18 protein-coding genes are annotated in these 26884 nt (G+C 64.6%); 12 read left to right on the top strand and 6 right to left on the bottom strand.

Annotation, left to right across the window (positions count from 1 at the left end; all coding sequences use genetic code 11):
* Window positions 1-238 precede the first annotated feature (238 nt).
* The 3 genes from LNV07_RS05235 to LNV07_RS05225 form a co-directional block, all read right to left on the bottom strand.
* Window positions 239-1252, bottom strand: a complete 1014-nt coding sequence (locus tag LNV07_RS05235) for a phosphatidate cytidylyltransferase (RefSeq protein WP_263570110.1) — start codon at window positions 1250-1252, stop codon at window positions 239-241.
* Entirely contained in the window at window positions 1249-1878 is a 630-nt protein-coding gene (locus tag LNV07_RS05230; RefSeq protein ID WP_263570109.1) for a lysophospholipid acyltransferase family protein, read from the bottom strand. The genes LNV07_RS05235 and LNV07_RS05230 overlap by 4 nt, the downstream gene beginning before the upstream one ends.
* An 88-nt stretch (window positions 1879-1966) precedes the next feature.
* Entirely contained in the window at window positions 1967-2803 is an 837-nt protein-coding gene (locus LNV07_RS05225) for an MBL fold metallo-hydrolase (RefSeq protein ID WP_263570108.1), read from the bottom strand.
* A 293-nt stretch (window positions 2804-3096) separates the two neighbouring features.
* Here LNV07_RS05225 and LNV07_RS05220 point away from each other — a divergent pair, with 293 nt between their 5' ends.
* The 4 genes from LNV07_RS05220 (at window position 3097) to LNV07_RS05205 (ending at window position 7797) form a co-directional block, all read left to right on the top strand.
* The gene (locus LNV07_RS05220) at window positions 3097-3990 is read left to right on the top strand and encodes a LysR family transcriptional regulator (RefSeq protein WP_263570107.1); all 894 of its coding nucleotides are present in this window, start codon (window positions 3097-3099) and stop codon (window positions 3988-3990) included.
* Window positions 3991-4016: 26 nt separating this feature from the next.
* Window positions 4017-5189 (top strand): ABC transporter substrate-binding protein, encoded by a 1173-nt coding sequence (locus tag LNV07_RS05215; RefSeq protein ID WP_263570106.1) that lies wholly within the window; start codon window positions 4017-4019, stop codon window positions 5187-5189.
* A 152-nt stretch (window positions 5190-5341) separates the two neighbouring features.
* Window positions 5342-6832 carry an FAD-binding oxidoreductase gene (locus LNV07_RS05210; RefSeq protein WP_263570105.1) on the top strand — a complete coding sequence of 497 codons (1491 nt, stop codon included), beginning with the start codon at window positions 5342-5344 and terminating at the stop codon, window positions 6830-6832.
* Entirely contained in the window at window positions 6829-7797 is a 969-nt protein-coding gene (locus LNV07_RS05205; protein WP_263570104.1) for a class I SAM-dependent methyltransferase, read from the top strand. The genes LNV07_RS05210 and LNV07_RS05205 overlap by 4 nt, the downstream gene beginning before the upstream one ends.
* On the opposite strand, the gene alkB is transcribed toward LNV07_RS05205, so the two are convergent.
* Window positions 7750-8388, bottom strand: a complete 639-nt coding sequence (alkB, locus tag LNV07_RS05200) for a DNA oxidative demethylase AlkB (RefSeq protein ID WP_263570103.1) — start codon at window positions 8386-8388, stop codon at window positions 7750-7752. The two genes, LNV07_RS05205 and alkB, sit on opposite strands and share 48 nt — an antisense overlap.
* Window positions 8389-8500: 112 nt before the next feature.
* Here alkB and LNV07_RS05195 point away from each other — a divergent pair, with 112 nt between their 5' ends.
* The 8 genes from LNV07_RS05195 to LNV07_RS05160 all read left to right on the top strand — a co-directional run bounded on the left by LNV07_RS05195 (window position 8501) and on the right by LNV07_RS05160 (window position 23660).
* A complete protein-coding gene (locus LNV07_RS05195) occupies window positions 8501-9931 on the top strand; it encodes a hypothetical protein (protein WP_263570102.1) in 1431 nt (476 codons plus the stop codon).
* Between the two features lie 89 nt (window positions 9932-10020).
* Complete coding sequence (locus LNV07_RS05190) at window positions 10021-11910, top strand: coiled-coil domain-containing protein (protein WP_263570101.1); 1890 nt, start codon at window positions 10021-10023, stop codon at window positions 11908-11910.
* 98 nt (window positions 11911-12008) lie between these two features.
* Complete coding sequence (gene recC, locus LNV07_RS05185) at window positions 12009-15524, top strand: exodeoxyribonuclease V subunit gamma (protein WP_263570100.1); 3516 nt, start codon at window positions 12009-12011, stop codon at window positions 15522-15524.
* Window positions 15521-19255, top strand: coding sequence for an exodeoxyribonuclease V subunit beta (gene recB, locus LNV07_RS05180; protein ID WP_263570099.1), 3735 nt, complete (start codon window positions 15521-15523; stop codon window positions 19253-19255). The genes recC and recB overlap by 4 nt, the downstream gene beginning before the upstream one ends.
* Window positions 19252-21330: an exodeoxyribonuclease V subunit alpha gene (gene recD, locus LNV07_RS05175; protein WP_263570098.1), complete on the top strand. Its 2079-nt coding sequence runs from the start codon at window positions 19252-19254 to the stop codon at window positions 21328-21330. The genes recB and recD overlap by 4 nt, the downstream gene beginning before the upstream one ends.
* Complete coding sequence (locus tag LNV07_RS05170; protein ID WP_263570289.1) at window positions 21330-22598, top strand: metallophosphoesterase family protein; 1269 nt, start codon at window positions 21330-21332, stop codon at window positions 22596-22598. The genes recD and LNV07_RS05170 overlap by 1 nt, the downstream gene beginning before the upstream one ends.
* A gap of 108 nt (window positions 22599-22706) precedes the next feature.
* The gene (locus LNV07_RS05165; protein ID WP_263570097.1) at window positions 22707-23396 is read left to right on the top strand and encodes a DUF3313 domain-containing protein; all 690 of its coding nucleotides are present in this window, start codon (window positions 22707-22709) and stop codon (window positions 23394-23396) included.
* A 33-nt stretch (window positions 23397-23429) separates the two neighbouring features.
* The gene (locus tag LNV07_RS05160; RefSeq protein WP_263570096.1) at window positions 23430-23660 is read left to right on the top strand and encodes a hypothetical protein; all 231 of its coding nucleotides are present in this window, start codon (window positions 23430-23432) and stop codon (window positions 23658-23660) included.
* Window positions 23661-23997: 337 nt separating this feature from the next.
* Here the strand turns inward: LNV07_RS05160 and LNV07_RS05155 are convergent, their stop codons facing one another.
* Together LNV07_RS05155 and LNV07_RS05150 are read right to left on the bottom strand one after the other, a co-directional pair.
* Window positions 23998-24525: a hypothetical protein gene (locus tag LNV07_RS05155; RefSeq protein WP_263570095.1), complete on the bottom strand. Its 528-nt coding sequence runs from the start codon at window positions 24523-24525 to the stop codon at window positions 23998-24000.
* 272 nt (window positions 24526-24797) lie between these two features.
* Window positions 24798-26843, bottom strand: a complete 2046-nt coding sequence (locus LNV07_RS05150; protein WP_263570094.1) for a M13 family metallopeptidase — start codon at window positions 26841-26843, stop codon at window positions 24798-24800.
* Window positions 26844-26884: the final 41 nt, after the last annotated feature.

Genomic DNA, 26884 nt, shown 5'->3' with positions numbered 1-26884 from the left:
ACTTAGGTCTTCGGTCAGGCATAGGTCCGAGTACAGCACCAGGGAGTGAGCGTTTGACACATGTTGAGGTGCGGTCGTTTAGCCGTTCGGCGTTACTCGGATTGCAAGGCCCGGGTTGCCGGTCTGAAAGCGGACGTTGTTCAATGACGGCCTACTGCCAAGGCTCAGGATGGAAGAGGCTCAGTCGGACGACTGCTCCGGGCACTTTGCAGTCGCCCACAGCCGCAGCCCGCAAGCTTCACAGTGCCAACTGGAAATACCAGCGCACCGAATGAAAGAACACCGGCGCGGCGAAGCAAAGCACCGCAATGCGGTCCAACAAACCGACCGCGCCGGTGATCGAGCTGAGGTTGCCCCAGTTGTGCACCCCCGCGTCGCGCTTCAATGCTTGCATGATCAAGCCGCCGAAGCTGCCGGCGCCCGAAGCAACGAAGGCCATCAACATCGCTTGCCCGGCCTTGAATGGGGTGATCCAGAACAGCGCTGCGCCCACCATGCCGGCGGTCAAGGCGCCGACCCACCAGGCGCGCATGGAAAAGTCACGGCTGATCTGACGCGCCAGCGGCCGCCGGCGCAGGCGTCGGCTGGCGGCCAGTTGGGCCGATTGGCCGCAAGCCACCACGGCGACCAAGAAGAACAGCAAGAAGGCGCCGCTGCCCAGGTAGCCCGGAAACTCCAGGAGCAGCAAGGCCGGCGCATGCGAGAGGCCATACACGCAGACCATGATGCCCCAGTGGATTTTGGCGTTACGTTCAAGGAATCTCGCCGGGTCGCCGGCCAAGGCGCTGACGACCGGAATCGCCAAAAAGCTGTAGACCGGGATCAGCACCGAGAATAAATCGAAGTAACGCCCACCCGTCAAGGCGTACTGCACCGGCAGGATCACAAAGAAGGCCAGAAGCAGGCTGCGGTGGTCAGCGCGCCGCGTGTGCAAGAGCGTGATGTATTCGCGCAGTGCCAAAAATGACAAGATGCCGAATAGCAGCGTCGCGCCGACAGCCCCGGCCACCCAGGCCAACCAGAAGACGCTCGAACCGAGCCAGGCGAGCCGCAATTCATGTGCGAAGCGCTGACGGCGTTGCCCGATTTGCAGGGCGGCGGCGCTGCCGTCCAACTCGCGCAGGCCGCTCAGGAAGCTGCCAATGCTGGTCAGCAGCAGCACCCCGAACAAGATCACGAACAGCAGCCCGACTTGTTGCGACGGTGTCCATGAGCTCAACGGGTTAGGTGCACTCAGCCAGGCCCAGTTCATGCGCGACCTCCGTCCGGGCGTTGCGCGAGCACGGCGGCACGGGCGCGCTCCAGAAAGGCCCGTTTGTCTTCTTGTGGCTGCAGCTGAATCGGCGCGCCGAAGGTGACGGTGCACAAAATCGGCACCGGCACCACTTCGCCTTTGGGCATCACGCGCTGCACATTGTCGATCCAGGTCGGGATCAGCTTGACCTGCGGGAACTGCTCGGCGAGGTGGAATAGACCGGCCTTGAAGGCCTGCGGCTCGCCCTTGTTGGAGCGCGTGCCCTCGGGGAAGATGACCACCGAGTCGCCTTTGTTGAGCGCTTCGATCAGCGGCTCCAAAGGGTCTTCATCCGGCGTGGCGCGGGTGCGCGACACATAGATCGCGTTGAACACGGCGCTGGTGATCCAGGCCTTCAACGGGCTGCTGGTCCAGTAGTCGCGCGCGGCGATAGGCCGGGTTTGCGCGCGCAAATCGCCCGGCAGCGCGGCCCAGATCAGCACCCAATCGAAATGACTTTGATGATTGGCGAAATAGATGCGCTGCTCGGCCATAGGCGGGCAGCCCTTCCAATGACCTTGGGCGCCGGTGATCAGGCGTGCGATGCCGGCAAGGGCCAGACCCGTGAATTGAGCTAACGACATGAGGCCATGGTAGCGAAGTTTGGTCGGGGCCTGATTGACATCGCAATACCCAAGCTCTCCCGCCCAGCCTCGCGTCCGGCGTCGAATTTCAAGTATGGGCTTGATGCCCGAGCCGAATCAGCAGCTTGGGGTGGCGCGCCGCCAGCGCTTTCAAGGCCTGCAAGCTCCGCAAGTTGAGTGCCTGGTCGGCGGTGTAGTCGCCCGGTTCGACGCCGTGCTGCCAGCCCCAATCGGTGTGTGAGGTGTCGCCGACCAAGAGCACCGGGCCTGCGGCGGTGCGGGCGAGATAGGCGGTGCTGCCGGGGGTGTGGCCGGGCACATGGATGGCAAACAGCGAGCCATCGCCGAACACATCCAAGACGCTGGCCAATGAGCTCGCGGCGCTACCGACGGGACCAGCGGGGCCGGCGGGCGCCGTGAAGCCCCATTCGCGCAAGCTCAGCGTGGCCGGCATCAGCCCGTCGCTGGCGCCGCGTACAAACATGTTTTGGAACGAGGGGGTGCTGGATTCACCCTTGCCCACATAGACCGGCACGCTGCTGGCAATGTCGGGCATGCCGGCGATATGGTCGATATGCATATGGGTCAGAAACACGCCCCGCAGCGGCCCCGGCAGTTGCCGCAGGATCTCCTCGGTCGACTGCTTGATCTTGATCTTGTCCAGCGGCATGAACTGCCGGATCAGCCAGTTAACGCCATATTTTGACGGCTCGTCGAGCAAGCGGCGCGAGACCCCGGTGTCGATCAAGAATGCGCCCTGGCTCGGGTGTAGCAGCACATGCGTGTAAATCTGGATCGGCTCGTCATGATCCTGCAACTGCGCGGAGCGTGCGGCCGCTGACTTCAGATTGAGCAGGCCGCTCAAGGGGACCTGCCAGTCTGCGCTATTGATGCTTTGCAGGCTCAAGGGGCCGGGCTGGTCCATCAGCGCTTCCATTTTTGCCAGGCTGGAGCTTTGGCCGAGTGGGCTCGCCGGTGCGGGCCGATGCGAACTCAGGCTGCAGGCTTGGCAGAGTATTGCGAGGCACAGAACCAAAGGGCGCAATGCGCCGATGGCTCGGTTGCGATTCGACGAGGGGAGCGCATACATGAGGATTCAGTCTTTCGTTTCGGGGCGGATGCCTTATCGTAGTCATTCATATACTGGCGGTAAATCCGCTGAAAACCGATGTGTCTATCCATTTTCGGATGACTAGAGCCGGCGGACGGAAGGGCGAGATGCAGCTGAGTTGGGAAGATTTACGCTTGTTTTTGGCCGTCTACGAGGCCGGCAGCCTGAGTGCGGCGGCACGCGCGCTTGGGTTGGGGCAGGCGACCCTGAGTCGACGCATGTCCGAGATGGAGTCCGCTGTGGGCGAGCCACTGTTCGTGCGGGGGGCGCAGGGTGTGCGCTTGACCGCGGTGGCTCAGCGTCTGCTGCCCTCGACCCAGCGTATGGCCGAATGGGCAAGCGAGGCGAGCCTGAGCCTTTGCGCGCCGGCCGATCGTCCGGCCGGGCGGGTGCGGATTGCCGCTCCGCCCGGTTTGGCGCAGAGTTTTCTGGCGCCTTTTGCCGCCCGGCTTCAGCAGCAATATCCCGAGCTGCGGCTGGAGGTGCTGGCCGGCGAGGCTGTCTTGAACTTGTCGCGTGGCGAGGCCGATCTGTCCATGCGGGTGATGCCGCCGAGCGACCCCGAGCTGATCTGCCTGGATCAGATCTCGGGGCCGATTCGCGTCTTTGCGGCGCCCAGTTACGCCAGCAGCTTGCGGCGCCCCTATGGTCTGGCCGATTTGCGCTGGATCAGCTGGGCCGCGCCGTTCGAGGGTTTGCGCATGCATCAGGCCTTGGTCGAGGCGATTCCAGGCTTCACGCCGAGCTTCAGCGCCGATGACTACAACGTCCAGTACGCAGCCTGCGTGGCCGGTGTTGGCGCGCTGCTGGTGGCGGACATACGCCACCGTTACTCGCAATTCGAGCGGCTGCTTGATCTGGGCCTGGACCTCGGGCCAACGGCCGTCGGCACCATGTATCTGGTCTGCCATCGACGCCAGCGCCAGTTGCCCAAGGTGCAGGCGGTGATAGACGCCTTGCGAGAGGAGCTGGAGTGGGCGCGGCAGGCCAGCGCAAATTGAGGGCGCAATCGAAGTAGACTTAAACCATGACTCGCCTCAAAACCGCCGCAGGGCTGCGTTGGCGATTCATCAAAAACATGGCCTCTATGCTCAAGATCTTTGCCTGTGTTTTGCTGAGCGGTCTGGCTTTCGGTGTCGCCGAGGCTGCTGCACCTGAGACCCCAGCCGCCGAGATTCGGCTCGGCAGCTCGGCCGCGCTGAGTGGCCCGGCCGCATTGCTGGGTGGCCGCTTTCACGCCGGCGCCCGAGCCGCTTTCGCCCAAGCCAACCAACATGGCGGCGTCCATGGCAGCAAGCTCACCGTCGATTTGCTTGACGATGCTTATGAGCAAACCAGGGCCGAGGCAAATACCAGTCGTCTGGTCGATGATGAACGCGTGTTGGCATTGTTCGGCTATGTGGGAACCCCCACCAGTTGGGCCGCGCTGCCCTATGTAAAACGCAGCCGCATTGCCTTTGTCGGCGCCTATACCGGGGCCGAAATCCTGCGCGACCCCGCCAATCATCATGTGTTCAACGTCAGGGCCAGCTATGTAGATGAGTCGAATAAATTGGCGCAGGCCATGCAGGCGGCCGGGGTCAAGACGCTCAATGTGCTGTACCAGGCCGACATCTTCGGGCGCAGCGGTTTGGAGGCGATCAAGGCCGCCGCCGCGCCCTTGGGGCTGCAGATCAAGGCCGTCGTGACGGTGAAGCGCAATACCGCCCAGGTCGCCAATGAAGTTCGTGCCTTGGTCAAGGATGGCAAGGCCGATGCCGTCTTCATGGTCAGCACTTATGGCACCTGTGCGGCCTTCATCAAGGCGGCGCGCTTGGCCGGCTACAACGGGCATTTCTACACCCTGTCATTTGCCGGCCGGGAGCCGCTGTGGGAGGCCCTGGGCAAGAGCTTGCGAGGCGTGACGATTGCGCAGATCGTGCCCGACCCGCAGGACTCGGCCGTCCCGGTCGTGGGCGCTTACCAGCAGGCGATGCGGGAAACCGGCGAGAAGAGTTTTGATTCCATCAGCCTTGAGGGCTATATCGCTGCGAGGGTGATGGTGGAAGGCTTGCTGCGCAGCAAGCCGCCGTTGACACGCGAGGGAATCAGGGCCGGTCTGGCATCGCTGGGCAAGCTCGATCTGGGCGGCTTCCCGCTTGAATACGGGCCCAATACGCGCGGCGGTTCGAGCTATGTGGAGCTCAAGGAAAAACCCTGATCGTTTGTGCCCCGCTGCAGGTGCATCCAGCGCACCCGGTGGGAGCGCCAGATGCTACTTTGGCCGGTTTGATTGCGCCGCTTAAACGTGACTGCCAGACTGCTCGGCAAGTAGCGAGTTTTCGCTGCTGCACTCCCACCGAGGCCAGTCCCATGACGCGCTCAACGCCATCGATTCGATTCGTCAACGACCTTCATTCCAAGCTCAACTGCACGCCCGTTGGCTGCATCTCCATGGTGCGCAGCGTGGCCGACATTCGCAGCGATCTGGCCGAGGCCAAACGTCGCGGCATGGCGGTGGCGGTGGCGGGCGGGCGGCATGCGATGGGCGGCCAGCAGTTTGTGTCCGGCGGCATGCTGCTGGATACGCGGGAGTTTTCTCGCCTGCTTGGCTTTGATGCGCAGCGCGGCCTGGTGACCGTTGAGGCCGGCATGCAGTGGCCGGAGTTGATCGCTCATTTGCAGCGCTTGCAGCCGAGAGCCGCGGGCGATGTTAGCCCCGCTTGGTCAATCGCTCAGAAGCAAACCGGCGCCGATCGCTTCAGCATAGGCGGCAGCCTGGCGGCCAATGTGCACGGGCGCGGCCTGACGATGAAGCCCATCATTGCCGACGTCGAGAGCTTTGATTTGATCACGGCTGACGGTGAACAACATCATTGCAGCCGGGCCGAAAATCCTGATTTGTTTGGTCTGGCAATTGGCGGTTATGGCCTGTTCGGCATCATCAGCGCGGTGACGCTGCGCCTAGTGCCGAAGCGCAAGTTGCTGCGGGCAGTTGAACTCGCCTCGGTCGAAGGTCTGTGCGCCAAATTCGATGCCTGCATCGCGGCGGGAGCGCAGTACGGCGACTTTCAATTTGCGATCGACCCCGCCAGCGACGACTTCTTGTCGCTGGGCGTGCTGTCCTGCTATTTGCCTATGCCGGACGACACGCCGATACCGGCCGATCAGCTCGCTTTGGCGCCGGCCGACTGGATGGCCTTGCTTGAGTTGGCGCACACCAATAAGAGCGAGGCGTTTCGGCGTTATGCCGATTTCTATCTGGCCAGTGCCGGGCAGATTTACGACTCCGACACCCAGCAACTTTCTTTCTACCGCGAGGACTATCACCTGGTGCTGGATGAAAAGCTGGGCCATGTGGGTTCGGAAGTCATCAGCGAGCTTTACGTGCCACGCCATTGCTTGAGCGAATTCATGCGCGCAGCAGCAGCCGACCTGCGTGCTCACGATGTGGATGTGATCTACGGCACCGTGCGTTTGATTCGGCGCGACGATGAGTCGTTTCTCCCCTGGGCGCAACAAGATTCGGCCTGCGTTATCTTCAATCTTCATGTCCAGCACAGCGCCGGAGGTTTGGCGGCGGCGGGGGAGGCTTTTCGGCGCCTGATCGACTTGGCGGCCTTGTTGGGCGGCTCGTATTACCTAACCTATCATCGGCATGCCACGGCGCGCCAGTTGCGCAAATGCCATCCGAACTTCGAGGCCTTCCTGGCGCTCAAACTCGAGCATGATCCCGAGCAGCGCTTTCAAAGCGACTGGTATCGGCATTGCAAGGCCTTGCTGGCCGGCGATGGAGCGAGCCAAACTGGAGCGAGTCAAACTGGAGCGAGCCAAACAGCGGCCGCAATGGGACTGGGTGCGTGAGGGCGCAGCGGGCCAGTTCGACCGCGCTGGTGATTGCGGCAGCCCAAGTGCTGGCCCGCAACGACCGCCGCTCGGCGGCCTTGGTCAGCGAGCAGGCTGAGCGTTATTGCCGGGCTTGTCTGCGGGCGGCGTCGTCGCCTTGGCGGCGCTTGGAGAGCCAGGTTGGGCGCGCCAGCGTGCGCTGGTTGCTGAAGCTTGTGGAGCGGCTGACGCTGCCTGGCATTGTCGATCACTACCTTTATCGCAAGCGTTTGTTGCGTCGCTGGGCCGATGCGGCCGTTGGCTGCGGCTGCCAACAGTTGGTGGTGCTGGGCGCCGGCTTTGACACGCTGGCCTTGGAATTGGCTCATTTGCATCCTGCGCTGCGCTGCATAGAAATCGACCACCCGGCCACACAGGCCGTCAAGTTGCGGGCCTTGCGTCGGCTCGGCGAGTCGACCGCGCTGGCCTGTGCGGGCAGCGATTTGGCCCATCAGCAGTTGGCGGCGGCGCTGGCCGCGGCCGGCTTCGAGGCTCGGCGTTCAACGCTATTTGTCGCCGAGGGGTTGAGCATGTATCTGCCTTTGGAGCGGGTGCTGGCGCTGCTGGATTTGTTGCGCGCCAGCTGCCCGCAGGCCAGCATTGCGTTCAGCTTCATGGAGCCGGATGCCAAGGGGCGGGCCCGTTTCGCCGGTGCGCGGCCGTGGCTGCAGGCCTGGTTGGGGCTGGTCGGTGAACCCTTCCGCTGGAGCGCAAGTCGCCTCGAAGTGGCGGCCTGCCTGGCGCAAAGAGCAGTGACGGTGCAGCAGGTGGTGGCCAACTCCGACCTGCTGCGCGAGCATGCACCGTTGATGCGCAGCGATTCGTGCGAAGGCGAGGTCTATGTGCTCGGCCGCTGGGGTGACTGGCCGGGCCCGATAACCACCCCGGAACAGCCCTCAACAGGCGCGCCGCAGCGTCAGATTGATACGCCGTCGGCCCAATAGGGGGTGGTCACCGTCGGCCAGTGGCAGCACGCCATGAAACCGCAGTCTTGACGGGCCGCCCCAGACCAGCACATCACCATGGCGCAGCGTCAGGCGGGCCGGTTTGTCCGCGCGCGTCAGCCCGCCGAACAGGAATACGGCCGGCAGACCGAGTGAAATCGATACGATCGGTTGACTCAAATCCTGCTCGTCAAGGTCTTGATGCAGGCTCAGGCGATTGCCCGGCAGATAGCGATTGATCAAGCAGGCATCGGGCCGGAAGTCGGCAAAGCCGGCTCGCTGTGCGGCCTCGGCGGCCAAGTCCTTGATCAATGCGGGCATCGCCGGCCAGTGGCGATCGGAGTTAGGGTCGAGCGCTTGATAGCGGTAACCTCGGGCATCCGAGACCCAGCCCAAGTCGCCGCAGTTGCTCATCGCTACCTGCATCAATTGGCCGCCGGGTGTGTGCAATTGGCGCAGCGGCGCCTCGGCGGTCACAGCGGTGATGGTGTCCAGCAGCGCGGCTGCTTTGCTCAAGGCGAAACCCGGCAGCAGCAGCGCGCCCGGCGCAAAAGCTTGCTCGTCTTCGCTGGGGAAGAGTTCGGCGTTCATCAGGGTGAATGGGCAGAGTTGGAGGGATTACGCCATGAGTATGGCGCGGCCCGCGAATTCGAACCGGCGGCCAAGTAGACTGCGCCTAGTTGAGGCTTTAGCTCGGTTCGCATTGTTCATCCAGTCATCCCCTCGTTCGGCGCCGGCATGGCCGCCTCAGATCGCTGCCAAAGGCCAGCCGGGCCAGCTGCGTCAATGCTTTGCACTGGCCCTGCTGCTGCATATCTGGCTGGTGCTGATGTTTGGCAACGCGACCGGCACGGCGCGGCCCGGCGCAGGTGTGTGGGGCCGGCTCAATGTGACCTTGGCGGGCGAACAATCAGCATCGGGCAGCCTTGCCCCTCAGCCGCTGTCAGCGCTGCCGAATGGGCCGGTCGGGCCGGCCAAGCAGCAGCGTTTTGGCGGCACGGTCAGGCCGCTCGAGGATCAGTCGAAAAAGACCATGAGGCCGATGACGCCTGGTGCCGCCGAGCTTGGCGCCTGGAGCGAGCGGCGCAGTGATCAGCGCGCTGCGCCGCCGGTTAACGCGGAGCCGCCGCCGGCCGAACAAAGCCAAGCCAGCCCGGCACTGATGATGGCCGCCCCTGCTGCTCAGACGCAAGTCAAGCGAACGCTGCAGACGCCCGTGGCCGGCCTGCTTGCCAGCCCCAGTCAGGCGCCGACGCCGTTGGATCAAACGCCGCTGCCCCAGTCGCGCGTCATGGTGATGGAGGCGGCACCCGCTGCCACCCTGAGTCGCAGCAAGCCAGCGCCAATGGGCCGCGTCGGCGATGAGCTGCGCGGCTTGAGTCAGCAGCCGATCACGCCCGGCCCGCTGCCGAGCTTGCCACAGTTCAAGCCGGTCGCTCCACCAGCACCCAAGCCGTCAGCGCCCTTGCCGGTGCCCGTCGAGACCATGGCGATGGCTGCGCCGGCGCCGACAGAAGAGGCCGTACCCGTGGCCGTACCCGCCGAGCCGCCGAAACAGCTGGCCGCGCCACTCGAACTGAACCGGCAGGCACTCCGCGAGGTGACGGCCTTGGCGCCGGCGTCGGCCATACAGCCACAGGCTGCGGCGGCGCCTTTGGCCGCATTGGCCGCCTCGGCGGTGGCCGCACCGAGCCCGCCCGCGCCCGCGCCCGCGCCCGTGCCAGCACAGGCGAGCAGAACAATGCCGCCCGACGCCAACGCGGCCCTGGCAACGCCGGGATCGATGCAGGCCGCCAAGCCCGGTATGGTGCCGGCGCTGCCGCAGCCGGGGGCGCCCGAGGCCGGCCCGCGTTTGGGTGTCGATGTGGCCACACCGGCGTCGACGCCGGCGAATCAGCCACGGCTGAATTTGAATCTGCCGCGTCCGCGTGGTGGCGAGCTGTCGAGTCGGGGTTCGAGCGGGGTTTTGCAATTGCTGCCGGCGCCGCCCGAGCGCAAGTCCAAGTTGACCGAAGACCTGGAGAAGGCCGCCAAGGACGACTGCCGCAAGGCTTATGGCGAGAAACTTGGCCTCTTGGCGGTGGTGCCCTTGGCGCTGGATGCGGCCCAAGCCAATAAGGGCTGCCGTTGGTAGCGCAGACCGGTCAAACCCTAACCCCCTAAGCCAGGGATTCAGGGCCACCGGCTTGCATTTGCAGTCGGCGGGGCGGGCACAATAGAGTGATGACGGCGCCCGACGGTTTTGACCCCAATTCGATTCTTCAGGAATTTACTGAAAAGCTGCGCGAGCGCGACAAGCCGGTAGACCTCTCCATCTCGCAGGCGACGCTGAACGCCAATAGCGCGGCGAAGTCGGGGTCCGGCGCCCCGCATGCGGCCTTTGCCGGCCAGGCTTCGGCCTACGCCTCGGCCAAGCGCTCGGGCCCGCATGGCGGGGCGGGGCGCTGGGATATGCGGGACGTTACCGACGTTGAAGATTTACGTGAACGGCGGCCGGCCTTGAGCGGGCCCAGCCTGCCGGCGGCGGCCGTTGAAATCGAGCTTGTGGACGAGTTGCCAGTCGAGATTGAAGCCGATCCCGAGCAGGACGAATTGGGCGAATTGGCCGAATTGGCCGAGCTGGAACGCATGGCCGCCGCCGCCGCGCAGGCAGCAAAAATGGCCGCCGAGCGCCTCGCCGAGGGGCGCAAAAAACGCGCCGCTGCGGAGCAACAGGCGGCCGAGGCCAGAGCTGCCGAAGAGCGGGCCGCTGAAGAACGAGCTGCCCAACTGCGGGCCGAGCAGCAGGCTCAAGCCGAGCGGGCTGCGGCAGCGGAACAGGCGGAGATTGTTCGTCTAGCCGCCGAGCGCGAGGCGGCCGAGAAGCTGGCCCAGGAGCGCTTGCTTGCCGAGCGTTTGCTTGCCGAGAGTTCGGCCCAGTTGGCCGAGGCCGAGGCCGAGCAAGCCAGATTGGCGGTCGAGAAAGAACGTGCCGCCCAGGCTGCCGTCGTCGCCGGCAAGCAGGCGGCCCTTGAGGCCGCAGCCCGGGCAAAGCAAGAAGCTGCGGAGCGCAAGGCGGCAGAAAAGGCCGCCAAAGAGCAGGCAGCGGCCGAAGCCAAGGCGATCAAGAAACAAGCCGAGTTGGCGGCCAAGGCGGAGCGCGCAGCTCGGCTCGCCGCCGACAAGGCCGAAGCCCAGCAGCGCCGGGCCGAAGCCGCCGCCGAAAAGGCACTGCAACTGGCGCAGCAAGCCGCCACCCGCGATGCTGCAGCGGCCAAAAAAGCCGATGCGGCCAAGCTTGCTCAGGAGCGCAAGGCGGCCGAACGAGCCGCCGCCGAACAAGCCGCTGCGAGGGCGGAACAATTGGCCATTGAGCGGCAGGCACAACTTGAGCGAGAGGCCGCACTGGACCGGGCTAGCGCAGCACAGCAAGCGCAACAACAAGCAGAACAACAAGCAGAACAACAAGCAGAGCGCGAGCGCGCCGAGGCTGCGGCACAAGCAAAAGCGGCCGCAGCAGAAGCAGCAGCGGATGCCGCAGCAGCAGCGGAGCGTGCGGCCGCCTTGGCACAGGCACAGGCACAGGCCGAAGAAGAAGCGTTGCGCGAGCGAGCCAGCGCCTTGGCGCAGGCCAAACTGGCGCAGGCCGCTGCGGAAGAAGCATTGCGGCTAGAGCGGCTGGCGGAGCAAGCCGCAAAGTTGGCGGCAAAGCAAGCCGCAGAACTAGCCGCGAAGCAAGCCGCAGAACAAGCGGCCAGTGAAGCAAATGCCTTGGCGGAGGCCCAAGCCCAAGCGCGGGCCGAGGCTAAAGCAAAGGCCGAGGCGCAAGCCAGGCTGGACGCAGCGCCCTATTTGCGCGTCGAGTTGCCGCGCGCGGCTGCTCGGGCCGACCTGGACTTGGCCAGCATCAGTCTGCCCAAGGTGGCGCCCGCAGCGGCTAGCCAGAGCAGCGGTCTATTGGACCTGGGGGGCTTGCTGGCTCAGGTCGCCGGTACGGCGCGCCAGGCGGCCAAGACCGATGCCGAGTGGCAGCCGGGTGCGGCACTGCGCGAGGCGCTCGATGTGCAGCGCCGCCCGCGTGAGCAGGACGATCTGGACCTCGGCTCTTTCGGCAGCAAGCCCGGCAAGCCTTGATTTTCTCGCCTGGCTTGGCCCCACAATGCCAGGGCTTCAGCATCGCATCAAAGCACACTTGGCCGCGCGACAGCCGCCAATCAGGGATAAATAACTAGATGACAACAACGATCACGCCGGGGCTGCTGGTCCTGCATGGCAACCGCGCCGAGCTGCTCGGCGAGGCGGTGTTCGAGTGGCTGCGCCGCCAGCCCTTGGGGCCGCTGGAGGAAGAGATATTCCTGGTGCAAAGCAATGGCGTGGCCGAGTGGTTGAAGATGACGCTGGCCGAACAGAACGGTATTTGCGCCGCCACCCGGGTCGAGTTGCCGGGGCGATTTCTCTGGCGTTCCTACCGGCAGATGCTGGGTCGCGAGGCCGTGCCGGCGCAGTCGCGGCTGGATAAGTTACCGCTGACTTGGGGGCTTGTGCGCCTGCTGCCCGAACTGCTTGACCGCCCCGGCTTCGAGCCTTTGGCGGGCTTCTTGCGGCTCGGCGGCATGGAGCGGCGGCTGCAACTGGCGTCGGCCTTGGCCGACTTGTTCGACCAATACCAGGTCTACCGCAGCGACTGGCTGGAGGCCTGGGCAGCCGAGCGGGACATATTGCCTCGGTTGGCCTTCTCCGATGCAACCGAGGCAATGGCATTGCCACCCGACCAGCGCTGGCAAGCCGCCTTGTGGCGCGAGCTGCAAGCGCCCTTGAGCCCGAGCGAACGCTGCGGCTCGCGGCCGCAATTGCATCAGCGCTTTGTGGCAGCGGTGCAGGCCGGCCAAGCGCCGGTCAGCCCGCTGGCAAGGCGTGTCGTCCTGTTCGGCATGACCCATGTGCCCATGCAGACACTGCAAGCGCTGGCCGCCTTGTCCGAGCATTGCCAGGTCGTGTTGGCGATTCCGAATCCTTGCCGCTATCACTGGGCCGACATCATTGATGGCCGCGAGTTGCTGCGTGCCGAGCGGCGCCGTCAGCCCTTGCGGCAAGGGCTGGATCTGGCGGCCTTGTCGCTCGAACAGATGCATGCCCATGCCCATCCCTTGCTCGCCAGTTGGGGCCGCCAGGGCCGCGACTTTGTGCGCCAGCTGGATGCCTTTGATGATGTGGTGCAGGCGCAAGAACGTTTCAATGTCAGCAAGGTCGACCTGTTCGATGAGGCCCCCGGCGACACGCTGTTGACACAGGTGCAAGCGCATATCCGCGACTTGCTGCCCTTGGCCGAGCACCCGCGCCCGGCCTTGGCGGGCGATGATCGGTCGATCGTCTTTCACATCGCCCACAGCGCGCAGCGTGAGGTCGAGATCCTGCATGACCAGTTGCTGGATCTGCTCGCCCAGGCCGCTCCCGACGCCGGGCAAGCCCTGACCCCAAGAGATATCGTCGTGATGGTGCCGGACATCGAAACCTTCGCGCCGGCCATTCGTTCCGTCTTCGGTCAATACGCGCGCAGCGCCGACAAACGTTTCATCCCCTATGACATTGCCGACCTGAAGGAGCGCGCCAACAACCCCTTGGCCGTGGCGCTGGAGTGGCTGCTGCGGCTGCCGCAGCAGCGCTGCCGCTTGAGCGAGGTGCAGGCCTTGTTGGAGGTGCCCGCGATTGCCGCTCGCTTCGGTTTGACGGCCGAAGACCTGCCGCGCCTGCATCAATGGATGGAGGGCGCCGGCATTCGCTGGGGGCTGAATGCCGAGCAGCGCGCCGAGATGGGTTTGGCCGCTTGCGGCGAGCAGAACAGCCTGGCCTTTGGACTGCGCCGCATGCTGCTCGGTTATGGCGCCGGTGAGGGGCCGGAGTTTCAGGGCATTCAGCCCTACCCGGAAGTCGGCGGTCTGGATGCTGCGCTGGCCGGCTCGCTGGCGGATTTGTTGGCGGCGCTGGAGGCCTGGTGGCGCTTGGTGGCCGCGCCGGCGGCGCCTGCCGAATGGGCCGAGCGCGGGCGCCAATTGATGGCCGATTTTTTTGCGGCCTGCGATGAGACCGAAGGCCTGACCCTGGCGGCCTTGCAGTCGGCCATCAGCGCCTGGCTGGACGTCTGCGCCTTGGCCGGGTTTGAGGAAGAGATTGAGCTGGCGGTCGCACGCGAGGCCTGGCTGGAGGGCTTGGATGCGCCGACGCTGAACCGCCGCTTCAAGGCCGGCGGCGTGACCTTCTGCAGCCTGATGCCAATGCGGGCCGTGCCCTTTGAAGTGGTTTGCCTCATGGGCATGAACGACGGTGACTACCCGCGCCGCGCCAGCCGCAATGACTTTGATCTGATGGGCCTGCCCGGACTGGCGCGCCCCGGCGACCGCTCGCGCCGCGATGACGACAGGCAGCTGATTCTGGAGGCCTTGCTGTCGGCGCGGCGCAAGCTCTACATCAGCTGGAGCGGCCGCAGCGTGCGTGACAACAGCGAGCAGCCGCCGTCGGTGCTGATCTCGCAGCTGCGCGACTATTTGCGCTCCGGTTGGGGCGAGGCGGTGCTGCATCCGCTGAGCACCGAGCACCCCTTGCAGCCCTTCAGCCGGCGCTATTTTGAGGGCGCACAAGCCGCACTGTTTACCCACGCTCGCGAGTGGCGCGATGCCCATGCGGATCAGCAGTTAGCGACACCGGATGATGCAGGCGCAGGCATCTCCGCTGCCAACCGGCTTGAAGCAGGCGAGGCGCCGCAGGTGTTGACGGTTGCTGAACTGACGGCCTTTTTGAAAAATCCGGTCAAGGCTTTCTTCAAACAACGGCTGCTGGTGCAGTTCAGTCAGCAGGCCTTGGCGGCCGAGGACGATGAGGTCTTTGCCGTCGCGGGCTTGCTGGAATATTCAATGCTGCGGGAGCTGATGGACGAGTTGCTGGTGGGGCTGGACGGCGAACAAGATCTGGCCATGCGAGTCGCGGCCTATGCCGCCCGCCTGCGCCGGGCCGGCCGCTTGCCTATGGCCGAGCAGGGTCGGCGGGTGGAGAGCAGATTGATCGCAACCCTAACGCCAATGTTGCAGGCCTACCTGGAGCTGCGTGCGCTTTATCCGCTGGCCGCGCCCAAAGAGTTGCTGCGCTTCCCGTTTGAAAGCGAGGCTGAGGGCGAGGGCCCGACATTTGAAGACTGGCTGGCCGATCTGCAATGCCAGCAATTGGGCGGGCAGCGGGTCTGGTTGGAGCTTGTGCCGAGCCGGCTGTGCCTGAATGAGAAGAGCTTGACGGCGCGCCCCGATCGCTTGCTTGAGGCCTGGCTGCGCCTGCTGGCGGCGAGTGCTTGCGGTGTGCCGCTGCGTGGCGTGCTGCTGGGACAAGACGCCACGGTGACGCTGGAGCCCTTGCCGCGCGAGTGCGCGCAAGCGTTGTTGGGCGAGCTCTTGATGGCCTGGCAAGAAGGCATGGTTGCGCCGCTGCCGCTGGCGCTGAAGACCGGCTTGGCGCAGGTCAGTGGCAAGAACGAGATGAGTCTGGTTTTTGAAGGCGGCCCTTACCGCAGCGCCGCCGAGGGTGACGAACCCTGCCTGGCACGCCTGTTCCCCGACTTTGCCGCGCTCAGTGCCGATGGTCGCTTTGAGGCCTTGGCGCAGCGGCTTTATGGGCCGCTATATGAATGGGCGCAGGGCAGCGCCAAGCTGACATTGCATCCGGCGATGGCGGCGCCGGCGGCGCTCACGGAGATGTCAGCATGAGCCGAAACAAGCTTCTGGATGCAGCCAGCTTCCCTCTCTGGGGCAGCCGTTTGATTGAGGCCAGCGCCGGCACCGGCAAGACCTGGACGATTGCTGCGCTTTACCTGCGCCTGGTGTTGGGCCATGGCAACCAGCAGGGTGCCGAGCAGGGCTTCGGGCGGCCGCTGCTGCCGGCCGAAATTTTGGTGATGACCTTCACCCGCGCCGCCACGCGGGAGTTGTCGGACCGCATTCGGGCGCGTTTGCTGGAGGCCGCCAAATGCTTTCGCGGCGAGGCGCAAGTCGCCGACGGCGATGCTTTGCTGGCGGCTTTGCTGACCGACTATCCGGACGGTGCCCAACGCAGCGCGGCCGCCTGGCGCCTGAGCCTGGCGGCCGAAAGCATGGACGACGCGGCCGTTCACACCATCGATGCCTGGTGCCAACGCATGCTGCGTGAGCATGCGTTTGACAGCGGCTGCCTGTTTGATGAAGAGTTGATTGGCGACGAGCAGGCGCTGCTGCAGGAGGCAACGCAGGATTACTGGCGCGCCCAGCTCTATCCTCTGGGCGCGGCGGGTTTGGATCAGGCGCTGGCAGTATTTCGCGATGTCGAGGCCTTGGGGCAGGATGCGCGTCAACTGCTCGGCCAGGGCTTGCCTGCCGAGGCCCAGCAACTCGCGCAGCTGCCGCTGGCCGAGCTGATCGAGCGGGTCGCCGCCGAGCGTGCGGCCGCCTTGCTCGCTTTGAAGCAAGGCTGGGGCGAGCGTGCGGCCGCCATGCAGGCCTGGCTGGACGCCCAGATGGCGGCAGACAAAGCCTGCCCCTTCAATAAGAGCAAGCTCCGTGCTAACTACTACGAGCCCTGGTTGAAGGCCTTGGCCGAGTGGAGCCTAGACGCAGATCTGGCCGAGATCGAAATGTCGGACAAGGCGCAGTTCCGCTTGACGCCGGCCGGCCTGCAGGACGCGTTGAAGGCCGACGCCGCGCCGCCCGCCTTGCCCGAGCAGTTCGCCGCTTTCGAGACCTTGTTGGCCGGCTTGGCCGGCGTGCCCGCCCTGGCGCCGCCGCTGCGTTTGCATGCGGCCAGCCGCATCGAACAGCGCTTGACTGCCTTGAAGGCCCAGTCGGGCTTGTTCGGCTTTGCCGATATGTTGACCCGCCTTGACCGTGCGCTGGACACTAGCCTGGGCGCCAGCGCCGAGCGACTGCGCGCGCGCATGCTGGCGCAATACCCGGTCGCGCTGATCGATGAGTTTCAGGACACTTCGCCCCTCCAGGCCCGCATCTTTGACCGGCTCTACCGGATCGAGGACAACTCGCCGGCCAGCACCTTGCTGTTGATCGGTGACCCCAAGCAGTCGATCTACGGTTTTCGTGGCGCCGACATTTACAGTTACCTCGACGTGCGCGCCAAGACCGCCGGCCGCCACTATGTGCTGGGCACCAACCACCGCTCGACGGCGGACCTGGTGGCGGCCGTGAACCAGGTATTCGAGTTTGCCGAAAGCCGGGCGGGCGAAGGTGCGTTCAGGTTTCGCCCGCTTGACCCGCAGGCCGAGAATCCGCTGCCTTTTGCGCCGGTGGCGGCGCGTGGCCGGGCGGAGGGTTTCGTCAACGCAGATGGCGTGCTGCCGGCGATCGGTCTGGTCGTCGATGACAGCCTGCTCGACGCCGGCAGCAGCCAGCGTTTGTTTGCGGCGCGTTGTGCCGAGCAGATGGTGAGTTATCTGAATGACCCCAAGGCCGGCTTTCTGAACGCCGCCAGCGGCGAATTCAGGCGTCTGGCGCCGGCCGATATGGCGGTGCTGGTGCGCACCGGCCGGGAGGCTGCCGCCGTGCGGCGTGAGCTGCGCCGGCGCGGTGTGGCGTCGGTCTATTTGTCGGACAAGGATTCGGTCTTCGCCAGCGCCGAGGCGAGCGATCTCCTGCGCTGGCTGCAGGCGGTCGCCGCACCGCTGGATATGCGCCTGGTGCGGGCGGCCCTGGCCACCCGCATGCTCGGGCTGAGCCTGGCCGAGCTGGGTGTTTTGGCCGCCGACGACGAGGCCTTCGATGCGCGCAGCGACGAGCTGAAAGCGCTGCAAGGCATTTGGCAAAGCCAGGGTGTCTTGGCGATGCTGCGTCAGACGCTCCATCGCCTGGGCTTGCCGGCTCGCTGGCTGAGGCAAGCCGACGCGGGCGAGGGCGAGCGTCGGCTGACCAACTACCTGCATCTGGCCGAGTTGCTGCAGGCGGCCAGTGCGCATCAAAGTGGCGAGGCCGGTTTGATGCGCTGGTTGGCCGCGCAGATCGAGCAGAGCAATGCGGCGGGAGCCGGTGCCGCCGAAGATGCCGTGCTGCGGCTGGAGAGTGATGCCGATCTGGTCAAGGTGGTGACGGTGCATAAATCAAAGGGGCTGGAATACCCGCTGGTGTTCTTGCCCTTTGCTACCGGCTTTCGCGGCGTCGACAAGGCGCGCACCCGCCATGTCAAGCAGCTTGACGATGACGGCCTGCCACATCTGTATCTGCAGCCCTCGGACGAGCAGATCGCGCAGGCCGACAAGGAGCGCCAGCGCGAGGACTTGCGGCTCTTGTACGTGGCGCTGACGCGGGCCCGCCATGCGTTGTGGGTGGGGCTGGCTGCGCTCAAGGTTGGTCAGGGCAAAGATTGCGTTAGCCACCGCAGCGCATTCGGCTATGTGCTGGGCGGGGCGGAACCGTTCGAGGCGGATCGCCTGCCCTTGCTGGCGCAAGAACTGGCAGGCGCTAACCCGCAAATTGCGCTGTTGAAGGCGGCGCGAGCGCCGGCCCTGGGGCCCACCCAGGCCCTGCCGCGCGGCGCGCCACCGCCCTTGCTGGATGCCCCGGCTTATCAGGCCGAATTCGAACGGCGCTGGGGCATCGGCAGCTTCTCGGCCTTGGTGCGGGCCTTGCCAAGCCAGACTTTGTTGTCGCATGCCGCCGCGCGTCTGGATGAGCCAAGCGACGCGGCCTTGGTGCTTGAGCAGGCCGGGGCTGAGCCTTGGCACAGCTTCCCGCGCGGCGCGATGCCGGGCAACTTCTTGCATGATCAGTTGGAATGGCTGTCCGAAGAAGGCTTTCACAGGCTGGCCGAATCGGCGGACTTGCAGGCCCAACTGCTGCGCCGCTGTGAGCGCCAGAGTTGGGGGCATCACGCCGAGGCGGTGCTGGCCTGGATGCTGCAGGCGCTTGCCACAACGCTGCCGCCGGTCGGGGTGGGCTTGAATGAGATCCGCCGGCCTTTGGCCGAGATGGAATTCTGGTTCCCTTCAAATCAGCTGCAGTCGCAGGCCTTGGACGCCTTGTGCCGACGCCACTTGCTGCCCGGCCTGGCGCGTCCGACGCTGCCGCAGCGGCAGATGCATGGGCTCTTGATGGGTTTTGCCGATCTGGTGTTCGAACATCAGGGGCGCTTTTTTGTGCTGGACTACAAGTCCAACTATCTGGGCCCCTCGGATGCCGATTATGGCGAGCCGGCGCTCGCCGCTGCCATGGCGGAACACCGTTATGACGTGCAGGCCGCGCTCTATTTGCTGGCGCTGCATCGGCTGCTGCGCGCCCGCCTGGGTGTGGCCTACGAGCCGGAGCGCCAACTCGGCGGCGCGGTCTATTATTTTTTGCGCGGCATGCGGGCCACCAGCCATGGCTGCTTTCTTGTCAAACCCCAGATGCAGATGTTGGAAGAACTCGACTTGATCTTGCAAGCCGAAGAGGCCTTGCCGCCGCTGACCGAGGGCGCGCCATGACGGCCGGACCGGGGTTTCAAAATGGCGCTGCGGCCACGCTGGCGAGCTTGAAGCAATGGAGTGAGCAGGGTTGGATCCGTCGACTGGACGCCGCTTTTGCGCGCTTTGTCGACGAGCAGCAAATCGGCGCACCGGCGCCGCTGCTGCTGGCGGCGGCCTTGGTCGCGCATATGGAAGGGCGTGGCCATAGTTGCGTGGACCTGGATCTTTTGCTGCAAGACAGCGATGCCGTCCTTGGCTGGAAGTCAGAAGCGGCGGACGCCCTGCGCCAATTGATGGCCAGCGCCATGCCGCTTGAGCTAGGGGTTTGGCTGGACGCGGTGGGCAGCAGCTCGCTGGTCTGGGTCGAACGCGTGGATACCGCTTCGCAAGGCGGCAGCGAGCCATTGGTCTTGAGCGGAGCCAAGCTCTACCTGCGCCGCATGTGGGCTTGTGAACAGCGGGTGGCGGCTCAGGTCTTGCTGCGTGTGGATGTGGCGGCGGCTTGCCGGCCTGAGCCGCTTGAAGTGCGGCGCTGGCTGGACATGCTCTTCCCGGCAAGCAGCGCCGAGTCGTCACTGGACTGGCAGAGGCTGGCCTGCGGCATTGCCTTGAATGGCCGCTTGGGCCTCATTACCGGCGGGCCTGGCACCGGCAAGACCTACACGGTCGCGCGTCTGCTGGCCTTGCTGTTTGCAGTGGACGAAGATCCGCTGCGGCTGAGGGTTGGCTTGGCCGCGCCGACCGGCAAGGCGGCTGCGCGCTTGAAGCAGTCGATCGATTCGGCGCTGGGGGACTTGCAAACGCAGCTGGGCGCCAAGCTGGAGCTGCAGCAATTGGCGGCGCAGATCGGCCCGGCTCGCACCCTGCATTCGCTCTTGGGTGCAAGGCCCGACACGCGCAAGTTCAAGGCCGATGCGGCCCACCCCTTGGCGCTAGATGTGCTGATCGTCGATGAGGCCTCGATGATTCATCTGGAGATGATGGCGGCGCTCTTGGATGCGTTGCCCGCCAGTACCCGCCTGATCTTGCTGGGCGACAAGGATCAACTGGCCTCGGTCGAAGCCGGCGCCGTGCTCGGGGATCTTTGCACTGACGCCGAATTGGGCCGTTACTTGCCGGCCACGGCGGCCTATGCCGAAGCGGTCTGCGGGCAGGCGATAGCGGACGAATTCCTGGCGGTCGAAGCCTCCAGGCTGGCGCAGCAAACCGTCATGCTGCGCAAGAGCCATCGTTTTGGCGGCCCGATCGGGCAGCTGGCGCTGGCGGTCAATTGCGGCGATGCACGCGCCGCGACCGAGCTGCTGCGCCAGGGCGAGCGGCAGATCCTGCATGAGTTGCAGGCACCGACTCTGGCGGCCTTGTTGCAGTTGGCGGTCAATGGCAGGGCCGGCGCCTTGGGCGGCTACCGGGCCTATCTGGAGTTGGTGAAACAGCGCCCAAGGGAGACCGGGGGGGAGTGCGACCGGGCCAGCTTTGAAGCTTGGGTCGGCGCGGTGCTGTGCGCCTTCGAGCGTTTCCGATTGCTTTGCGCGGTGCGTGAGGGTCTGTTCGGCGCGGCGAGCTTGAATCTGGCGGTCGAACAAGCCTTGGTCGAGCAGCGGCTTTTGCTCAAGCGCGGCGAATGGTATGAGGGGCGGCCGGTGATGGTGACGCGCAACGATGTGAGCCTGGGCGTCTTCAACGGCGACATCGGCATCGTCTTGCGGCCGTTCAGCCAAGCCAGCCAAGCCAGCCAGGCCAGCCAGGCCGCCGCCGGCGAGGGGAATGGCGTTCGGCTGCGGGCCTATTTTTCCGATGGCGGCAGTTTGCGCTCGGTGGCCGTGAGTCGCCTGGCCGATGTGGAAACCGCCTTTGCGATGACGGTGCACAAGTCCCAGGGTTCGGAGTTCGAGCACACCGTGCTGGTGCTGCCGACCGAGCCCAGCCGGGTGCTGACGCGCGAGTTGGTCTACACCGGCATTACGCGCGCGCGCAAGGCCTTCACCCTGGTCAGTGGCTGGCCAGCTGGCTTTTCCAAAGCGCTGGCGCAGCGCACACGGCGTGCCAGCGGGTTGCTGGAACGCCTGACCGACGAAACTAATAAAGCCACATGATCAAGTTCATCCACACCGCCGACATCCATCTCGACAGCCCTTTGTGCGGCCTGGCCAGCTATCAGAATGCACCGACGCAGCAGCTGCGCGGCGCCAGTCGGGAGGCCTTCACGCGGCTGATCGATGCGGCGATCGACGAGGCGGTCGACTTCATGGTGATCGCGGGCGACCTCTATGACGGTAACTGGCGCGACTACAACACCGGACACTTCTTTGTGCGTGAAATGGGCCGGCTGAATCAGGCCGGCATACCGGTCTTTCTGCTTTATGGCAATCACGATGCCGAGAGCGAAATGACCCGCCGCCTGACGCTGCCGGCGAACGTGCATCTGTTCGACAGTCGCAAGCCAATGACGCATCGGATCGAGGCCTTGAGGGTTGCCTTGCATGGGCGCAGCTTCAAAGATGCCGCCACCACCGAGAACCTGGCTGCTGGCTACCCAGACCCATTGCCCGGCTGGCTCAATATCGGCGTCTTGCACACCGCCTTGGAGGGCTACGCTGCGCATGCCCGTTATGCGCCTTGTTCCTTGGCCGAGCTACAGGCCAAGGGCTATGACTATTGGGCGCTCGGCCATGTGCATGAATATGCGATGTTGAGCGAATCGCCCTGGGTGGTTTTTCCCGGCAATCTGCAGGGCCGCCACATACGCGAGGCCGGCCCGCGCGGAGCGGTGCTGGTGACGGCGAGCGAGGCCGGCGTCCAAGGCGTAGAACGCCTGATCGTCGATGTGTTGCGCTGGGAGCGGCTGCAGGTGGACGTCAGTGAGGCCGCCGATCTGCCGGCGGTGCTGGCGCTGGCGGGCCGTGCCTTGGAGCTGCTGTTGCTGGCGCAGACCGGCTCTTGGCCGCTGGCGGTGCGAGTCAATATTTGTGGCCGCACGCCCGCGCATGGGGCTTTGTTCGGCCTTGAGGCGCAACTGCGAGAGGAAATTCTCGCGCTGGCTTCCGCCCTGGGCGGCGAGCGGCTGTGGATTGAAAAACTCAAGCTCGAGACCACTGCGGCCTTGGGCGCCGAACAGATTGGCGCGCGTGCCGGAGCAATTGCCGATCTGCAGGCTTTGTTGGCCGAGGTGCCGCAGGACGCCGACTTCATGCGCGGCCTGGCCGAGGATCTGCAGCAATTGACCGCCAAGGCGCCGCTGGAGTTGATTGAGGCGCTGCCCGAGTTCAAAGCCATTCGCGTCGGCGATGTTGCGGCTATCGTGGCGACCGTGGCGCCCGCCTTATTGGCGCAGTTGGCGCACGCGGAGCAGGGCCAGCCCTGACGAGCTCGCCGGCATGCGCCGCTTGCTTTGGCCGTTCTGATACAGAATCAGGTGGCCTTGACCTGGATAGTTATGTCACTACACTAGATTCGATAGAGGAGTCTTCCAATGCGTAAATTCAATATTGGCAGTGCGGTGCTGTTGTCTTTGGTGATCTGGGCGGCGCCCTTGCATGCGGGCGCGGCAGGAAAAATCTTCACCAAGGAACTCATCAGTCATGATGGCTTGGAACAGATCAAATCCAAAGATGCCGATCTGGTCTATGCGCGACCGGGCGCATCCTTGGCCGGCTACACAAAAGTGATGCTGGGGCCGGTCGATGTGGCCTTCTCCAAGAACTGGGACCCCAAACGCCCAGGCAGCCATTTCAAGATCAGCAGCGAAGAACGCGAAGAAATCCGCAGCGGTGTGGCCAACTTGGTCCGGGATGAATTCTTCAAGACCCTGCAGGCCAAGGATGGCTATCAAGTGGTCGATGTCGCGGGGCCGGACGTGCTCAAGCTCAAGGTCAGCATCATCGAGCTCTATGTCAATGCCCCCGATGTGGCTACGGCCGGACGGAGCAAAACCTATGTCACGTCCGCCGGCGAGATGACGCTTTTTTTGGAGGCCTTTGACTCCGAAACGGGGCAGGTCTTGGCACGGGTGGTCGACCGCCAGGAGTCGAATATGCGCGGCGGCCAGCTGACTTGGAGCAACCGCGTGATGAACCAAAGCGAGGGTGAGTTGATCGCTTCGGGATGGGCCCGCAAGCTGCGCAAGGCGCTCGACAAAGCGCATGGTCTTGGCAAGAAGTAAAGTAGCGCCCAATTCAATCGCAAGGAGCAGTTCATGGCCACACAATCCCCCGCCCAAAAAATCGACATCAAGGCCATTGCGTCGGACAGCGGTGTCGCCGTTGAGGCCTATGACACCTATGACACCGATGAGGAAACGCTGGCAGCGGCACACCGATTCGCTGCCGGCATCCTGAACCGGGTGGCCCTTATCTGCGAGCAAAGCCCAGGCAAGACCTTGGACGCTGCCGCGCTGCGCAAGCTGGCGCAGGGTTTGCTGGGTTGACAGCGAATGCGCCTACCAGGGCCAAGGCCTGATCGGCTTCGGTTGATCAGCAATACGCGCACCATGCAGGGAGTCCGCCCCGGCGGGCGATCTTCTTTCTTGTCCGCGCAAGAGTGAAGGTAGACAAAGTGCCCCAGTGAAGCCGCCCGGCGTTGCGCGCCGGCTTCCTTGTGATGATCGAAGCCTGCGCCGCGCCCAAACACTGCGCTCCTGCGGCCGCTACGGCCTGGGAAGTTTTGGAACGAGTTTGAGCGGGGTTGAAGACTGCGCCGAACAAGGGCGCCTGACGTAAGTCTTGGCGCCTATCAGGTCTGGTCCGGACAAACTTGTGTCGAACTTAGATCTTGCTTGCAGGTGCAGGCTTCGCCGGCACAATTGCAACGCGCGCAGCCTGTACTTCGACGCCTTGTGCGGTCGGGCGCAAAACCCAGAAGGCCGAGAACTCGACCAAGGCGTTCATGCTGCCATCGTCCTTGATGCGCCCGATGACGGCGCGGCTGTCCATGGTGCAGAAGTTGCCCATGCTCTTGACACGGCTGACCCGCATCTTGTGCTTCAAGTCCGCCGGCAGGGTCTGAAAGGAGTGGGTGAAATAGGCTTGTACTTGCTTTCGGTCGCTCAGGTGCAAGTTGTCGGCGGCGACGGCAAAGCTGGCATCGCTCGCGTACAGGGCGGCCAGCGCGCTGGCGTCGCGGGCGTTCCAATAGATGTCAACTTTTTCGGCGAAGGCTTGCAAGGCAGCCTCTGAAACGTCGGCAGCGCAGCCCGCGAAGGCATCAACGGGCGGAACATCTGCGGCCAACACAGGGGTGCTGAGTGCGCTTGAAAGCAGGGTCGACAGTAGGAGGGTGCGAGCGAGTGACATGAGTAGACCTTTGGAAAATCGCCGTGGCGAAGTGGAAGAGGCCTAACGGTACTGTTTCACGGTCTTGGCCGGCAAACGCCTTGCGACGAAGCAATGGAATTGCAACCCGAAGGGCAGCGGGGCGGCGCGACTAACGTTTCCTCGTGCCTATTGCCTATTGCCTATTGCCTATTGCCAACTTGGCCAACTTCAGCTCCGCGCACCTGCAGTCGCTCAAAACCACGGGCAGACCGGCGGCACAAGCCGGTCCGCAAGTCGGCCCGCTTATTAATTCACCAGATCTTGATCCGCTCGGACTCGGGCTTATGCATCTTGTCACCCGGCTTGGTGTCAAAGGCTTGATGGAAACCATCGTGGTTGATCGCCGTGCCATTGGCGCGGAACTCGCCCGGTGAGTGGGGGTCGGTGGTCAGCATCTGCAGCGCACGTTCCTCACGCGCCTTCTCACGCCAGACCTGCGAGAAGCCGAGGAAGAAACGCTGCTCGCCGCTGTAGCCGCCGATCACCGCCGCCGGCTTGCCCGCCAGCGAGCGCTGGTAGGCCTTGTAGGCGATTTGCAGGCCCGACAGGTCGGCGATGTTCTCGCCCAATGTCAGCTTGCCGTTGAGCTGCTTGCCGGCGATGGGCTCGTAGGCCGCGAATTGCGCCACCAGGCGGTCGGCGATTGCATCGAAGGCCTTGCGGTCGGCCGGCGTCCACCAGTTGCGCAGCACGCCGTCACCGTCGAACTGGCTGCCCTTGTCATCAAAACCATGGCTGATCTCGTGGCCGATGACCGCGCCGATGGCACCGTAATTGACCGCATCATCGGCATTCATATCGAAGAAGGGCGGCTGCAGAATGGCGGCCGGGAAGACGATCTCGTTGTTCTGGGCGCTGTAATAGGCGTTCACCGTCTGCGGGGTCAACCACCATTCGGCGCGGTCCACCGGTTTGCCGGCCTTGGCAATCATGCGCTCCCACTGGAAGCGCCCGGCCCGCTCGTTATTGCCGAAGGCATCGCCGGCGCGCACTTCAAGCTTGCCGTAATCGCGCCATTTGTCGGGGTAGCCGATCTTGGTCACGTACTTGGACAGCTTGTCCTGCGCCTCGGCCTTGGTCGCAGCACTCATCCAGTCGAGGCCGTTGATCGAGTCCTTGTAGGCGGCCATCAAATTGCCGACCAGCGTCTGCATGCGGGCCTTGTAGGCGGGCGGAAAGTGGCGCGCCACATAAAGCTCGCCAATCGCTTCGCCGAGTGCCTGGTTGACATCGTTGGTGGCTTTTTGCCAGCGCGGCAACTCGGTCTTGGCGCCCGTCAGCGCCTCGCCGCGGAACTTGAACTCGGCCTCCCGCAGCGCTTGTGGCAAGACCTCGGCATGGGCATTCAGCGTGTGCAGGGTCAGGTATTGCTGCCAGTCGGCCAAGGGGACCTCGCTCAGCAAGCCGGCGATGGCGGTCATCGCGCTCGGCTGCGTGACGGTGATGCGGGCGTCTGCGCCCAATCCGCCCAAACCGGCGCCGCGCAGATAGCCCGCCCAATCAAAGCCGGGGGCCTTGGCGCTGAGCTCGGCCAAGGTCATCGGGTTATAGGTTTTGACCGGATCACGGTTTTCGACCTTGTCCCATTGCACGGCGGCGATGCGTTGCTCCAGCGCCATCACGCGCTCGGCCGCTGCGGCCGGGTCTTTGCGGTCGCCGCTGAGCGTGGCCAGCGTCGTCAGATAGGCGCGGTAGGCGTCGCGCGCCTTGATCATGCGCGCGTCATCTTTCTTCAGGTAGTAGTCGCGGTCGGGCAGGCCCAGACCGCTTTGCACCATGCGCACGCTGTTGAGCAGCGGCTGCTTGGCATCGGCCATCACGTAGACACGTACCGGCGAGCTTGCCCGCATCTGCTTGGCGCCCAACCAGGCGGCCAGATCCGCGCGGGTCTTCAGCGCGGCAATCTCGTCCAGCAAGGGCTTGATGGGAGCCAGGCCCAGCTTTTCGATGGCCGCGGTGTCGAGAAAGGCCTTGTAGTAGTCGGCGATTTTTTGCGCCTTGCTGCCGGAGGCTTGCGGCTGGGCGCTGAGCTCGTCGATCAGCTTGCGCACATCGGCATCGGACTGGTCACGCAGCAGCTCGAAGCTGCCGAAGCGGGACTTGTCGGCCGGGATCTCGGTGGCCTTGATCCAGCCGCCATTGACGGCCTTGAACAAGTCGTCTTGCGTGCGCACGCTTTTGTCAAAGCCGGCCGTGTCCAGACCCGCGCTGGGTGCGGCGGCGGGGGCGCTGGCAGCAAAGCTGGCGCAGGCCAGCTGGGTCAACAGGGCCAGCGTGCAGAGTTTGAGTTTTTGCATATTGCTATGAGGTTTTAGCGAAGGTGAAGGGCAAGCTTGTG

Source organism: Roseateles oligotrophus (genome assembly GCF_025717515.1).
Lineage (GTDB): Bacteria > Pseudomonadota > Gammaproteobacteria > Burkholderiales > Burkholderiaceae_C > Paucibacter_A > Paucibacter_A oligotrophus.
Note: the sequence above shows the minus strand (reverse complement) of the source record. Positions and strands in the feature narration are given on the sequence as shown.